This is a genomic window from uncultured Tateyamaria sp. (assembly GCF_947503045.1).
In the GTDB taxonomy this organism is placed as follows: Bacteria; Pseudomonadota; Alphaproteobacteria; order Rhodobacterales; family Rhodobacteraceae; genus Tateyamaria.
Genome location: NZ_CANNCF010000002.1, coordinates 758,015 through 772,313 on the forward strand (window position 1 = coordinate 758,015; position 14,299 = coordinate 772,313).

Annotated in this window: 15 protein-coding genes; 14 read left to right on the forward strand and 1 reads right to left on the reverse strand. The window is 60.8% G+C overall.

Going from position 1 to position 14,299, the window contains the following annotated elements; genetic code table 11:
• Positions 1 to 48: 48 nt before the first annotated feature.
• Positions 49 to 852 (reverse strand): ABC transporter permease, encoded by an 804-nt coding sequence (locus tag Q1A89_RS12115; RefSeq protein WP_299728138.1) that lies wholly within the window; start codon positions 850 to 852, stop codon positions 49 to 51.
• A 140-nt stretch (positions 853 to 992) separates the two neighbouring features.
• On the opposite strand from Q1A89_RS12115, the gene Q1A89_RS12120 reads away from it, so the two are divergent.
• The 14 genes from Q1A89_RS12120 to Q1A89_RS12185 all read left to right on the forward strand — a co-directional run bounded on the left by Q1A89_RS12120 (position 993) and on the right by Q1A89_RS12185 (position 14,296).
• Positions 993 to 2,348 (forward strand): capsule biosynthesis protein, encoded by a 1,356-nt coding sequence (locus Q1A89_RS12120; RefSeq protein WP_299728141.1) that lies wholly within the window; start codon positions 993 to 995, stop codon positions 2,346 to 2,348.
• An 11-nt stretch (positions 2,349 to 2,359) separates the two neighbouring features.
• The gene (locus tag Q1A89_RS12125; protein WP_299728144.1) at positions 2,360 to 3,046 is read left to right on the forward strand and encodes an ABC transporter ATP-binding protein; all 687 of its coding nucleotides are present in this window, start codon (positions 2,360 to 2,362) and stop codon (positions 3,044 to 3,046) included.
• The gene (locus tag Q1A89_RS12130) at positions 3,043 to 4,413 is read left to right on the forward strand and encodes a glycosyltransferase (protein ID WP_299728147.1); all 1,371 of its coding nucleotides are present in this window, start codon (positions 3,043 to 3,045) and stop codon (positions 4,411 to 4,413) included. Before Q1A89_RS12125 ends, Q1A89_RS12130 begins: the two co-directional genes overlap by 4 nt.
• Positions 4,410 to 5,630, forward strand: a complete 1,221-nt coding sequence (locus Q1A89_RS12135) for a glycosyltransferase family 4 protein (protein ID WP_299728150.1) — start codon at positions 4,410 to 4,412, stop codon at positions 5,628 to 5,630. The genes Q1A89_RS12130 and Q1A89_RS12135 overlap by 4 nt, the downstream gene beginning before the upstream one ends.
• Positions 5,608 to 6,570 carry a glycosyltransferase gene (locus Q1A89_RS12140; RefSeq protein WP_299728153.1) on the forward strand — a complete coding sequence of 321 codons (963 nt, stop codon included), beginning with the start codon at positions 5,608 to 5,610 and terminating at the stop codon, positions 6,568 to 6,570. Before Q1A89_RS12135 ends, Q1A89_RS12140 begins: the two co-directional genes overlap by 23 nt.
• A 108-nt stretch (positions 6,571 to 6,678) precedes the next feature.
• Complete coding sequence (locus tag Q1A89_RS12145) at positions 6,679 to 8,010, forward strand: UDP-glucose/GDP-mannose dehydrogenase family protein (RefSeq protein WP_299728156.1); 1,332 nt, start codon at positions 6,679 to 6,681, stop codon at positions 8,008 to 8,010.
• Positions 8,010 to 9,023, forward strand: a complete 1,014-nt coding sequence (locus tag Q1A89_RS12150) for an SDR family NAD(P)-dependent oxidoreductase (protein WP_299728159.1) — start codon at positions 8,010 to 8,012, stop codon at positions 9,021 to 9,023. The genes Q1A89_RS12145 and Q1A89_RS12150 overlap by 1 nt, the downstream gene beginning before the upstream one ends.
• A 97-nt stretch (positions 9,024 to 9,120) precedes the next feature.
• Positions 9,121 to 10,323 carry a 3-oxoadipyl-CoA thiolase gene (gene pcaF / locus Q1A89_RS12155; RefSeq protein WP_299728162.1) on the forward strand — a complete coding sequence of 401 codons (1,203 nt, stop codon included), beginning with the start codon at positions 9,121 to 9,123 and terminating at the stop codon, positions 10,321 to 10,323.
• A gap of 3 nt (positions 10,324 to 10,326) precedes the next feature.
• Positions 10,327 to 11,304, forward strand: coding sequence for a 1,2-phenylacetyl-CoA epoxidase subunit PaaA (gene paaA, locus Q1A89_RS12160; protein WP_299728164.1), 978 nt, complete (start codon positions 10,327 to 10,329; stop codon positions 11,302 to 11,304).
• Positions 11,301 to 11,765 carry a DUF3291 domain-containing protein gene (locus tag Q1A89_RS12165; RefSeq protein ID WP_299728167.1) on the forward strand — a complete coding sequence of 155 codons (465 nt, stop codon included), beginning with the start codon at positions 11,301 to 11,303 and terminating at the stop codon, positions 11,763 to 11,765. The genes paaA and Q1A89_RS12165 overlap by 4 nt, the downstream gene beginning before the upstream one ends.
• A 5-nt stretch (positions 11,766 to 11,770) precedes the next feature.
• The gene (paaB, locus tag Q1A89_RS12170) at positions 11,771 to 12,055 is read left to right on the forward strand and encodes a 1,2-phenylacetyl-CoA epoxidase subunit PaaB (protein ID WP_299728170.1); all 285 of its coding nucleotides are present in this window, start codon (positions 11,771 to 11,773) and stop codon (positions 12,053 to 12,055) included.
• A complete protein-coding gene (paaC, locus tag Q1A89_RS12175; protein ID WP_299728173.1) occupies positions 12,052 to 12,774 on the forward strand; it encodes a 1,2-phenylacetyl-CoA epoxidase subunit PaaC in 723 nt (240 codons plus the stop codon). Before paaB ends, paaC begins: the two co-directional genes overlap by 4 nt.
• Positions 12,768 to 13,235 (forward strand): 1,2-phenylacetyl-CoA epoxidase subunit PaaD, encoded by a 468-nt coding sequence (paaD, locus tag Q1A89_RS12180; RefSeq protein WP_299728176.1) that lies wholly within the window; start codon positions 12,768 to 12,770, stop codon positions 13,233 to 13,235. The genes paaC and paaD overlap by 7 nt, the downstream gene beginning before the upstream one ends.
• Positions 13,232 to 14,296, forward strand: a complete 1,065-nt coding sequence (locus tag Q1A89_RS12185; protein ID WP_299728178.1) for a 2Fe-2S iron-sulfur cluster-binding protein — start codon at positions 13,232 to 13,234, stop codon at positions 14,294 to 14,296. Before paaD ends, Q1A89_RS12185 begins: the two co-directional genes overlap by 4 nt.
• The last annotated feature ends 3 nt before the right edge of the window (positions 14,297 to 14,299 follow it).

Sequence of the window (14,299 nt, forward strand, 5' to 3'; positions counted from 1 at the left end):
TCAGACCCTGCTCACACGCAACTCGGCCCCTCGAGCCACTCATATTCCTTACTTATCGAGGATGTCGCGATGGTATCGGTTCAAAAAAAACAGTCCGACCAGCATCATGCCGCCACCCACAGCGATGGGGTAGATCACAGATACATATGTCGGCTGATAGAACGGATAAAACCCGTCGCGCATCATGCCAACCACATGCACAAGCGGATTGAACCACAGATAATCCGCATAGGGCTGCGGCACCGCCTCAAAATTGAAAAAGATGCACGAAATCAGAAACAAAGGCCGATTGAGGACCGCCCATGCCGTCTGCCAGACCGGGTAGGACAGCATCAGGAAACTGTTGAGCGTGCCCACGCCCGCCGCCAGCGCCAAAAGCATCGCGTAAGCCAGTGCGATTCGTGACATGTCAAACGCTGTCTCTGGGCGCTGCATAAAGATGAGAAAGCCCAGCACCAGCCCATGCACGACCAGTTGGGTCAGCGTATTGAGCAAGAATCGCGCCAACAGGGCGTCCAGAAACGTGACACGCGGATAGGTCAGCAGCGCCCGGCTGAACTGAATGGTCTGCCCCAGCTTTCCGGACACGTCGGAATACATCAAGAACGGCAAGACCCCTGCCGCATAAAACAGGGCAAAGTTCGTACCCAACGGCGGGCTTCGAAATCCGGCCGAAAAAATCAATGTGAGCAAGGCGATACCCGCCGCAGGTTCCAACACGGCCCAGAGATATCCGCCCGGGGACCGTCCATATGTGGTCGAAACCTCGCGCAGCATCAGCGCGATGGTTGCGCGCAACGTGGCCAGACGCGGAGTTTGCGGCTGCGGCGAACCTGTCGAAGTCAGATACATTCGATTCCCCTCTCATCTGTAGAAAATCTTAAGGAGTTCAGGCTAGCCAAGTGAGAAGAACAAACACTTAACTCGCGGCGGAATTGCATTTCATGGCTCAGAGCACCTCAAAATCGGCGGTCTTGGACGTCAACAATTCCATGCGAAAACCGCGCGTTTTGCGCGCCAAACAGCGGGCAGATGCGGCCATCGACAGCATCAAATCCGACGCCGCCACGTCACCGCATCCCGCCCCGCAATCCGCCAAGATGGAGCCCGCCGAAGACTCAAAGTCGCAGACATCCAATCCCGTTGCCAACGAGGTGCAAAACGCCACCGCGCTGGTTAGCCCCGCACCAAAACCGCTGCCAACCGCACATGTCTACCCGACCCCCGCCCGCCGTGCCCGCACCCGTGGTCGGCATTGGTTTCTGGCATTGTCTTTCCTTCTGATCTGCGCCGCCCCGATTGCCGCAGCTGCCTACTATCTCTGGACGCATGCGGCGGATCAATATGCCTCCAACCTCGCCTTTTCCGTCAGATCGGAAGAGCAGGGATCGGCAGTCGAATTGCTGGGCGGCGTGACCGAATTGTCCGGATCAAGTTCCGCGGACACCGACATCCTTTACGCCTATCTGACCAGTCAGGAACTGGTCTCCAAGGTGAATGCACGCCTTGACCTCTCAGCGATCTGGAGCCGCGTTCCCGTCAGTGCCGACCCGGTGTTCGCCTATGATCCCGCAGGCACGATCGAAGATTTGCTGGCCCATTGGCAGCGCAAAATCTCGATCATTTACGATTCGGGCACGCGTCTGATCGATGTGCGTGTGCTTGCCTTTGATCCCGGTGACGCGCAGGCCGTGGCCCAGGCGGTGATGGAAGAAAGCACCGCAATGATCAACGCATTGTCGGACATCGCCCGCGATGACGCCATCAAATATGCACGCGACGAACTGGCCGTCGCTTCGATCCGGCTGAAAGAGGCCCGCCAGAATCTGACCCGCTTTCGCAACCGCACCCAGATTGTTGACCCCAGCATCGATACGCAAAACCAGATGGGTGTGCTGGTCACTCTGCAGCGGCAATTGGCCGACGCGCTGATCGAGTTCGACTTGCTGCAGGACACCACCCGCGCTGGCGATCCGCGCATTTCGCAAGCCACGCGGCGGGTTGACGTGATCCAGAAACGTATTGACGCCGAACGGCGCAAGCTTGGCCTTGGCACCGGGGCGCAAGAAGGGGTCGTTTTTGCGGATCTGGTCGGGGAATATGAGGGGCTGATTGTGGATCGCGAATTTGCCGAAGCAGCCTATACCAGCGCGCTGGCCACCCATGACGCCGCACTGGCCGAGGCACGTCGCCAAAGCCGGTATCTCGCCGCCCACATCCGCCCGACATTGGCGCAACAGGCCGAATATCCGGAGCGGATCAAGACCCTCTTGATCGTCGCGCTGTTCAGCTTTCTGGCGTGGACCATTCTGAGCCTTGTTTACTACAGCCTGCGCGACCGAAGCTGAGGGGGAATGCAATGATCGAACTGGATCGACTGACCAAGACGTTCTGGGTCAAAGGCGGGCGCAAGCGTGTTGTCGACACTCTCAGCGCCACCTTTCCGACCGGGGCCAGCGTCGCCCTTTTGGGCCGCAACGGCGCTGGCAAAAGCACTCTGCTCAAGCTGATCGCGGGCACCGTACGCCCGACTTCCGGCAGGGTGCTGTCAAGCGGATCGATCTCTTATCCCGTGGGCTTTGCCGGGTCATTCCACCCGGACATGACGGGCGTGCAAAACACGCGGTTTGTGGCCCGCCTATACGGTGTAGACACCGACGAGTTGGTCGCCTTCGTCGAAGATTTTGCCGAACTCGGCGCCCATTTCCGCATGCCCCTGCGCACCTATTCGTCCGGCATGCGCGCGCGCCTGTCGTTTGGCGTATCGATGGGGATACCCTTTGACACCTATCTGGTCGACGAGGTGACCTCGGTGGGAGATGGCGCTTTTCGAGACAAGAGCGTGGCCGTGTTCGACGAGCGCCGCCGCAATGCAGGGGCCATCGTGGTATCCCACTCCGAATTCATGGTCCGGCGTATTTGCGACATGGCGATGGTGCTCGAAAATGGCAAAGCCACGTTCTACGAGGACGTGGATGCCGCCTTGGAACATCACGCCGAAAACCTTCGCCACCCGCCTTCCCATCATGAACGGAGCGCCGCATGAGTGCCATGGATGCGATGCGCGGCGCCGCCACACAGGGCGCGGGACCGATGCTGCGGATTGTCCGGCAGATATTCCGCCTGTCCTTGTTGCGCCGCTTTGTCACCATCGCCCGGCAGGACGGATTGGGTCGCGCCACAGCGAAAACGCGCGGGTATCTTGGCATGCAATGGCGCGGCTCGGCGCACACGAGCCTGCGTGAGACCGCGCCCGGCCTGCAGCAGGAAACGCGATACCTGCACGGCGTCTGGCAGCAACTGGCGCAGGGCCAGGCCTTTCATGTCAGCACCCCAAGCAACACACCGGGGCACCGCTTTGTCGCCATCATCGGCGATCTGAACCTGCCGCAATGCCGCAAGTACCGGGTCGAACAGCTCGCCGGTTTCTGGCATGCGCAAGGTGTCGCATGCGAGTACGCGCATTACGAGGACCTGCCACGCGTCACCCGGTTGCTCAGCCAGGCCACCCACGTGACGGAATACCGGCTGCCTTCGACACCACTCACGGAAATGCTGCGCTATGAGGCACGCCGGCTGCGTCTGCCGATCCTCTATGACATCGACGATCCGCTGTTTTCGGTGTCCGCTTACGAAACATACGGAAACATGACCGCCCTTGATCCGCGGATGAAGCAGCACTTTCTGGCCGAAGCTCCCAAATACCTGTCGATGATGAACGGGGCGGACATGATTTCAGTGTCGACGCCGGGACTGGCGCATCATGCGTCTCTCTATTCCGCGCGCCCCGTGCATGTGCGCCGCAATTTCGCGGATCAGACCACATTGCTGGCCGGACAACGCGCACGCGCTGAGCGCGCTCCGAAGGATGGTTTGTTTCGTGTTGCTTTTGCCAGCGGGTCGCAGGGGCATGAGGCGGACTTTGCCGAGATCGCTGAAGCCGTAGAGGCTTTTGTCACCGCAGCACCAAATCGTCGTCTGCTGTTGCTTGGGCATATCGATCAAGCCACCTTGCCCAAGGCGTTGGCCGCGCGCACCGAAACGGTGCCGTTCTCGACCTATGAGGAATACCTCACAGCCCTCGCGCGCGCCGATTGTGCGGTCATGCCGTTGCTCGATGACACATTTAATCAATGCAAAAGTGCGGTGCGCGTGATTGACGCCGCTACCGCTTCGGTGCCCTCAATCGTCAGTCCGGTTGGCGATCTCCCAGAGATGATCGAACCGGAAGTGACAGGCTTTGTCGCCCTATCAAAAGAGGATTGGCCGACTCATCTGACCGCTTTTGCCGATGATCCCGAACAAACCACCCGCATGGGCCGGTCTGCGCGTCACGCGCTGGAAACACGGTGGTCCGGGTCAGAGACCAATCGCATCGTCGATCAGGAGATTCTGGACTGGGTCCTGGAATGAGCAAACGCCACATTCTGCTGGCGAATGTGTTTTTTGCCCCGTTCACCTATGGCGGGGCCACGATTGTCGCCGAGGAACTCGCCAAGGCGCTCATCGCGCGCGGTGACTACCGTGTCACGGCTGTCTCTCTGTGCACCCGGTCCGAGCTCAAGACCTATACCGTCATGAAATCCGAGCGGGATGGCATCGTGAATTATGTGATCAATGTGCCCGAACATCGCGGCTATCACGAGATGTACAACAACCCGCAGGTGACCGCGGTTCTGGGCGAGTTGATGGACGGGTTGAAACCCGATCTGGTCCATGCCCATTGCATTCAGGACATGGGCACCGGCGTGCTGGAAGCGGCTCGCGCCCGTGACATACCATCGATCCTCAGCATTCATGATTTCTGGTGGATTTGCGAACGCCAGTTCATGATCCGGCCCGACGGCACATATTGCGGGCAATCCCCCGTCCGCATCGACGCCTGTCGCGGCTGCGCCAGCGACATGGGCGCTGCACGCACCCGATTTGGCCATTTGCAGATGATGGGCACGCTGGCCGATCGCGTGACCTATCCCAGCCAGTTTGCGCATGACCTGATCACGGCGTCAGGATTTGCGCCCTCCCGCGGGGTGGTTTTGGAAAACGGGGCACGGCTGCCGGATGCCGGTTTTGCAGCAAAGCAGGCGGCGCGCCGGGCCAATGATCCGACCCTGACCTTTGGCTTTGTCGGCGGCCCATCCCACATCAAGGGTTGGCCGCTGATCAAGTCTGCGTTCCAGAAACTGGACAGAGATGATTTTCGCATGCTGCTGGTCGATGGCAGCCCGGATGGCACCTGGTGGGACCCGTCCGACATGCGTGGGCTGAACGGCGATTGGCAGATTTACCCCCGCTTCGATCAGGCAGATATGGACAGCTTTTATGCGCAGATCGATGTGCTTCTGTTCATGTCGCAATGGAAGGAAACGTTTGGCTTGGCCATCCGCGAGGCTCTGGCGCGGGGCATCACGGTCATCCAAACCGACAGTGGCGGCACCGTCGAACATGCCGCCGCAACGACGACTGACCTGATCCCGATTGGCGCGCCTGCCTCTGCCTTGCGCGATCAGATCGCCGCCACGTTGGACCACCATCCAAGCCATCAGAAGCCGATGCCCGTGACGGATTACACTGACCAGGCAGAGGCATTTCATTGCATCGCGGAGGATGTCCTTGCCGCCCGAACGTGATGCCCAAGCTGATTGCGTACACATCCTGATGGCCGTGTTCAACGGGGCCGAAACCCTGCCCGCGCAGCTCGACAGTTTTGAAGCGCAGACGCACGAAAACTGGCGTGTATTAGCAAGCGATGACGGTTCAAGCGATGACAGCAGGAATATCCTCGCCTCCTTTCGCAAACGGCATGGGTCATCTCGGATCGATATCATCGATGGTCCCCGGCAAGGGGCGGCGGAAAACTTCCTCGGTATGTTGCGGCACGTCGCCGATCAGAGCCGTGCCCCACAGTGGATCGCGTTTTCGGACCAGGACGATGTCTGGTTATCTGACAAGATCACTCGCGCGTTGACGGCGTTGAAAGGGCAGGACCAAGCCGCGCCCGCCCTCTATTGCAGCCGCACTTGGGTGACCTGCGACACGCTTGAAACCCGGCGCCTGTCCGCGCCAAGACACCGTGCGCCAGATTTCCGCAACGCGCTGGTCCAGAACATCGCGGCAGGCAATACGATTGTTCTGAACCCAGCCGCCGTCAAACTGGTGTTGGACGCCGCGCAGCGGGTCGGGCGGGTGGTCGTGCATGACTGGTGGCTTTACCAGCTGATCACCGGGGCAGGAGGGACGGTCATTCATGACGACACGCCCGGGCTGCTTTACCGGCAGCACGGCGCAAACCAGATCGGCGTCAATGATACGTGGCGCGCGCGGGGTCACCGCCTCGTCCAGCTTCTGCGCGGAGAGTTCCGCGCTTGGAACCACGTCAACATCGCGGCCCTGCGCGCCACCGCTCATGTGTTGCATCCGGATCACCGCGCAGCACTCGAAACATTCGCACATCTGTCCTCGCAACCCCTGCTGCGCCGGTTGTCCCTGCTGCGCCAGTTGCGATTGTACCGCCAAACCGTCGGCGGCACGTTGACGCTGTGGTTTGCCGTAGTGTTCCGGTTGGTGTGATCCCGGGCACAGTCGCGCACTGCACACAAATGCGGGGTATTCTGGGCTTGCGCTGTGCCCGGTTCTGCTCAAGACAGGGGCAGAGCAGTCAATTCATGGAGCAAACACATGAAAATCGCGGTGATTGGCACAGGCTATGTCGGGCTTGTTTCGGGTGTCTGTTTCTCCGACTTTGGCCATGATGTTGTCTGCGTCGACAAGGATACGACCAAAATAGAGACGCTGAAACAGGGCGAAGTGCCGATCTACGAACCCGGTCTTGATGCGCTGATGGTCAAGAATGTCGAGGCGGGCCGCCTGTCATTTACCGTCGATCTGGCCAGCGCCATCGACGGTGCAGAGGCTATTTTCATCGCGGTCGGAACGCCCACCCGACGCGGCGATGGCCACGCCGATCTGACCTATGTGATGGCCGCCGCCGAAGAGGTCGCCAAGCTCGCCAGCGACTATGTCGTCATCGTGACCAAATCGACCGTGCCCGTCGGCACCAACCGGCAGGTCAAACAAGTGGTGCGCAAATCCAACCCGGACCTCGATTTCGACGTGGCCAGCAATCCCGAATTTCTGCGCGAAGGGGCGGCGATCGACGATTTCATGAAACCCGACCGCGTGGTTGTTGGTGTTCAGAATGACCGCGCCGCCGACGTGATGGCCGAGATCTATCGCCCACTTTTCCTGCGCGACTTTCCCATCGTGACCACCGATCTGGAAAGTGCGGAAATGATCAAATACGCCGCCAACGCCTTTCTGGCGACCAAGATCACCTTCATCAACGAAATCGCCGCCCTTTGTGAGCGCACAGGTGCCGATATCAAGCAAGTGTCCAAGGGTATGGGTCTGGACGGGCGCATCGGGAACAAGTTCCTGCATGCGGGCCCCGGCTATGGCGGGTCGTGTTTTCCTAAGGACACCAAAGCGCTGGCTCGCATTGGGCAAGAACATGCCGTGCCGATGCAGATCACAGAAACGGTGATCAAGGTGAACGAGGAAACCAAGCGGCGCATGATCGACAAGATCTTTGATCTGTGTGACGGGCAATTGGCGGGCAAGACGGTTGCGATCCTGGGCGTTACGTTCAAACCCAACACGGACGATATGCGCGACGCCCCATCGCTGACCATTGTGCCTGCGCTGATCGGGGCCGGGGCCAAGGTGCGCGTGACCGACCCGCAAGGCCAGCACGAGGGGGCCGCCCTGTTGCCCGGCGTGCAGTGGTCCGATGATGCCTACAAGGCCGCGCAAAATGCGGACCTTCTGGTCATTCTGACCGAGTGGAACGAATTCCGCGCCCTCGACCTCAAGCGTCTGGCGCGTCGTATGGCGACGCCACACATGGCCGATTTGCGCAATATCTACTCGGTTCAGGATGCCAAACGCGCAGGTTTCACCGCCTATGACAGCATTGGCCGCGCGGCATGGGCCGCAGAAAAGGCCGAGTGATGGCAAAGGTACTGATCACCGGTGGTTCGGGCTTTATCGGATTTTTTCTGGCCAAACGGCTACTGGAGGACGGGTTTGAGGTGATCGGATTCGATGCACTGACCGACTATTACGACGTCACCCTGAAACAGCGCCGCCAGCAGATGCTGCTGCAACATCCCGGCTTTCGCGCCGTGAATGAACGTGTCGAGGCCGAAGGTGTGCTGACCAATCTTGTGGCCGAGACGCAGCCCAACGTCATCGTGCACCTCGCCGCACAGGCTGGCGTGCGCTACTCCATCGACAACCCGCGTTCTTACGTGGATTCCAACCTGATCGGCACGTTTAACCTGCTCGAGGCGGTGCGTAACACGCCCTGCGACCACTTGCTGATCGCCTCCACATCCTCGGTCTATGGCGCGAACGCCAAGATGCCTTATGCCGAAACGGACAAGACCGATCTGCCCATGTCCTTCTACGCCGCCACCAAAAAGGCGACCGAGGCGATGGCGCATTCCTATGCCCATCTCTACGATCTGCCGATCACGATGTTCCGCTTTTTCACGGTTTACGGGCCGTGGGGACGCCCGGACATGGCGCATTTCAAGTTCACCCGCGCCATCCTCGAAGGCGAGCCCATCGACATCTACAATCACGGCGACATGTCCCGCGATTTCACCTATGTCGACGATCTGGTCGCAGGTATCCGCGGGCTGATCGACGCCGTGCCGCAGCGCGTGTCCAGCCCCGATGAGATCGAAGAGGGCGACAGCCTGTCCCCGGTGGCCCCCTACCGCGTGGTCAATATCGGCAACTCCGCCCCTGTGCCGTTGATGGAGTTCATCGGCGCGATCGAGGCCGCCGTGGGTCAGGAGGCGAAAAAGAATTTTATGGACATGCAGCCCGGCGATGTGCCCGCCACCTGGGCAGACGGCATGCTGCTCTCGCGCCTGACGGGCTATGCGCCGCAAACCTCCGTACAGGACGGCGTTGCCAAGTTCGTTGCGTGGTACCGGGATTACTATCAGGCGTGAAAAGCGTTACCGTTTTTCGCCGAATACCTAAAATCTTGTAACATTTCATTTGCCGCGACTCGCCTGCACTCTTATGTTGAGGCACGGGAGGACGACGATGGACGCATGGATCTGTGACGCGCAGCGCACACCGATTGGCCGCTATGGCGGATCGTTGTCGCGCGTGCGGGCCGATGATCTGGCCGCCGCACCCATTGCCGCCCTGATGGCCCGCCACCCGCAACTTGACTGGTCCGCCATCGACGATGTGGTCATGGGTTGCGCCAATCAGGCGGGTGAGGACAATCGCAATGTCGCTCGAATGGCCGCCTTGCTGGCGGGCCTGCCGGTCGAGGTGCCGGGGATCACGGTCAATCGGCTTTGCGCGTCCGGCATGGACGCTGTCGGCATCGCCGCGCGCGGCATCAAATCCGGCGATCTGGACATGGTCCTCGCAGGTGGCGTCGAATCCATGACCCGCGCCCCGTTCGTCATGGCCAAGGCGGACACCGCGTACAGCCGCAGCGCGCAGGTTTTTGACACCACCATCGGCTGGCGCTTTGTGAATCCAGCGATGCAAGCGGCCCATGGCATCGATTCCATGCCTGAAACGGCGGACAACGTCGCCGAAGGCTGGGGTGTCAGCCGCGCCGATCAGGACGCATTCGCCGCGCGGTCTCAGGCACGGTGGGCCGCTGCTCACGCCGCAAATGCCTTTGCAGACGAAATTGCACCCGTCACGATCCCGCAGCGCAAGGGCGATCCGGTGATCGTGGATACAGACGAACACCCGCGCCCCAACACAGACGCTGATGCGCTGGCCAAATTGCGCGGCATAAACGGGCCAGACAAGACGGTCACCGCAGGCAATGCTTCGGGCGTGAACGACGGCGCGGCGGCCCTGCTGATCGCCTCGACCGACGCCGCAGAAAAACACGGGCTGACCCCCATGGCCCGCATTGTCGCGATGAACGCCGCAGGGGTTGCGCCGCGCGTGATGGGCATCGGCCCGGTCCCCGCGTGCCGCAAGGTGCTGAACCGCGCGGGGCTAAGCATCGACCAGATGGACGTGATCGAACTGAACGAAGCCTTTGCGGCCCAGGGCCTTGCCACCTTACGCGACCTCGGCGTCGCCGATGACGACCCGCGCGTGAATGCCCAAGGTGGCGCAATTGCCATCGGCCACCCGCTGGGCATGTCCGGCGCGCGCCTTGTCATGACCGCCGCCTATCAACTTCAACGCACCCAATCCCGCTACGCGCTCTGCACCATGTGCGTGGGCGTCGGGCAAGGGGTGGCGCTTATCCTCGAAAGGGTCTGAACCATGTACGCGCAGATGATCAAATCCGAAGCGACCAAGGACGATCCCGAACAGCTCGCCGCCTTTCAGGCCCGCATCGATGCGGGTGACAAGATCGAGCCCAAAGACTGGATGCCCGAGGGCTATCGCAAGACCCTAATAAGACAAATCGGCCAGCATGCGCATAGCGAGATCGTCGGCCAGCTGCCCGAAGGCAACTGGATCACCCGCGCGCCCACGCTGGAACGCAAGGCGATCCTGCTGGCCAAGGTACAGGACGAGGCGGGGCATGGGCTCTATCTTTATTGTGCCGCCGAAACGCTGGGCGTCAGCCGGGATGAGCTGACGGAAATGCTGCTGGACGGGCGGATGAAATACTCGTCCATCTTTGCGTACCCGACCCTGACATGGGCAGATATGGGCGCGGTCGGCTGGCTGGTCGATGGCGCTGCAATCATGAACCAGGTGCCGCTGCAACGCACCAGCTTTGGCCCCTATGCCCGCGCGATGGTCCGCATCTGCAAAGAGGAGTCATTCCACCAGCGCCAAGGCTTTGACATCATGATGAAGATGGTGAACGGGACCGAGGCGCAAAAACGCATGGCGCAAGATGCGCTCAACCGCTTCTGGTATCCCGCGCTGATGATGTTTGGCCCGTCGGACGCGGAAAGCGTGCATTCCGAACAGTCCATGCAGTGGAAAATCAAGATGAACGGCAATGACGAGTTGCGCCAGAAATTCGTCGATCAGACCGTGCCGCAGGCCAAATATCTGGGCCTGACGATCCCCGACGAAGACCTGAAATGGAACGAGGACAAGGGCGCATATGATTTCACCGGCCCCGACTGGTCCGAGTTCTTTGACGTTCTCAAAGGCAACGGCCCCTGCAGCACCGAACGGATCGAAGCCCGCCAAAAGGCATGGGACGACGGCGCTTGGGTGCGCGAGGCGCGTCTGGCCCACGCGGCCAAGAAACGCGCAGCACAGGTGGCCGCAGAATGAAACTGGCGCAACTCAATGTCGGCTATGCACGCTATCCTACGGATGATCCGCGCATGGCCGAGTTTATGGACAACCTCGACCGGATCAACGCGCTGGCCGAACGCAGCCCCGGATTCGTCTGGCGGATGCAGGCGGGCAATGGCAACGCGACCGATATCGCAGTTCCGGGTGATCCGGATCTGATCGCCAACCTTTCGGTCTGGACGGACGTGGCCAGCCTTGGTCACTACGTGTTCAACACGGTCCATGCCCGGTTTTACGAAAAGGGCGACCATTGGTTTGACCCGATGAAGGTGCCGCATGTGGTCATGTGGCACGTCGCCGACGGCCATATCCCTGACCTGCACGAGGCGATGGATCGGCTGCATCACCTGCGCACCCATGGATCGACCAACCATGCCTTTGGCTGGGATGCGGTCGACGCAAACGCGTGGCGCCGCTGCGCCACGGCAGCGGAGTAACGCTCATGTCAAACGGATGGCCCCTTTGGGAAGTCTTCATTCGCGGCCAGCACGGGCTCAGCCACCGGCATGTGGGCAGCTTGCACGCCACCGACGCGGCACACGCCATCCAGAACGCCCGCGATGTCTACACCCGCCGCAAGGAAGGCGTCAGCATCTGGGTGGTCCCCGCGGCCGAAATCACCGCCTCCTCGCCCGATGACAAGGGGTCGCTTTACGACCCGGCGGACGACAAGATCTATCGCCACCCCAGCTTTTTCGACATCCCAGACGACGCAGGCGCGATGTGAGTGTCACCGGCTTGATCAGACTGGGCGACAACGCGTTGGTGCTGGGGCAGCGCCTGTCGGAATGGTGCGGGCATGCCCCGGCGCTCGAAGAAGACATTGCGCTGGCCAACATCGCCCTCGATCTCATCGGACAGACGCAACTGTGGCTGGGCCTTGCCGGGGACCGCGAAGGGCAGGGACGCAGCGCGGACACACTCGCCTTTCACCGCGACGCATGGGATTTCCGCAACCTGCTGCTGGTCGAACAACCCAACCGCGATTTTGCGGTGACGATGATGCGGCAATTCCTGTTCGATACCTGGCATTTCGAGGCACTGACCGCGTTAACCACCCATGATGATGCCGACATCAGCGCCATCGCGCAGAAGTCGTTGAAGGAGGTCACCTATCACCGCGAACGTTCGACCGACATGGTGATCGCGCTCGGTGATGGAACCGAGGAAAGCCACATCCGCATGCAGGGCGCACTGGATCGGCTCTGGCCCTATGTGGGCGAAATGTTCACACGCGACGATGACGATCTGACGGATATGGTGGCACTGCGGCCCGGCTTTGACGCCCATGCGGCTGCAACACTTGAAGCCGCGACGCTGACCCAACCCGCCTCGGACTTTGCCCATCAAGGCGGCAAGACCGGCGCGCGCCATTCGGAACACTTGGGGCACATGTTGGCGACGATGCAGTCGCTGCCACGCAGCTATCCGGACGCGACATGGTAAGTACGCAAGCTTCGATCGAGGACGTCTGGGACTGGCTGGGCGAGGTGCCCGACCCGGAAATCCCTGCCATCTCTCTCGTCGATCTGGGCATCATCCGCGACATCACGTGGCACGGCGACACACTCGAAGTGACCGTAACGCCAACCTATTCCGGCTGCCCCGCCACCTCCGTCATCAATTTCGAGATCGAGGCGGCACTGCGCGACCACGGCATCGAAAACCTGTCACTAAAAAGGCAAATTGCACCGCCCTGGACCACCGACTGGCTGTCCGAGGCGGGCCGGGCCAAGCTCGAGGCCTATGGCATCGCACCACCACAGCCCGCAGGCGGACCGCAACACTGCCCCGCCTGCAAATCAACAGCCGTCGAACGGATCAGCCAGTTCGGCTCAACCCCCTGCAAGGCGCAGTGGCGCTGCACCGACTGCCTTGAGCCCTTCGACTATTTCAAGTGCATATGAGCAAGTTTCACCCCCTCACCGTCACCGACATCCACCGCACGATCCGCGACGCGGTTGTGCTGACGCTCAAGCCCGACGATGATTTTGCGTTCCAGTTCGTGCCCGGCCAATACCTCACCTTCAAGCAGGACTTTGACCGGACCGAGTTGCGGCGCAATTACTCGATCTGCGCCGGGCTTGACGACGGCACGCTGCAAGTGGGCATCAAACGGGTCGACGGGGGTGCCTTTTCCACCTTTGCCAATAGCGATCTCGCGGTCGGCGATACCCTGTTTGCAATGCCACCGATGGGCAGCTTTGGTGTCAAAACAGAGCCCAACAAGGCTAAATCCTACCTCGCATTTGCAGGCGGGTCCGGGATCACACCGATCCTGTCGATCCTGAAAACGACCCTCGCGCGCGAGCCGAACAGCACCTTCACCCTGATCTACGCCAACCGGGCCGTGCACACGATCATGTTCCGCGACGAACTCGAGGATCTGAAAAACCGTTATATGCAGCGCTTCACCCTGATCCACGTGCTGGAAACCGGGCAGGACATCGACCTGTTTTCGGGGCGGGTGGACGCGGAGAAATGTGCCGTGCTGTTCAAATCCTGGATCGACATCGCCTCGGTCGACACAGCCCTCATCTGCGGACCGGAGCCTATGATGCTGGCCATTTCTGCAGCGTTAGAGACACATGGGCTAAGCAAAGACCAGATCCGCTTTGAACTGTTCGGCGCCGGACAACAGGGCCGTCTCGCGCGCCAAGCGGTCAAGGACGCGGCGCAAGGCACGCCCGCAACCCGCGCAAAAATCACGCTCGACGGCACCACCCATCAGATTGAAATGGCCAAGGACACATCTGTGCTCCAGACCGCCATAGACAACCAGCTTGACCCGCCCTTTGCCTGCCGCGCCGGGGTGTGCAGCACCTGCAAGGCCAGGGTGACCGAGGGCGAATACCAGATGCTGACCAACCACGCGCTCGAGGATTACGAGGTCGAGGCGGGGTACGTCCTGACCTGCCAGTGCTATCCGCTCAGCGACACGCTCATCATCGACTATGATCAACATTAAGGG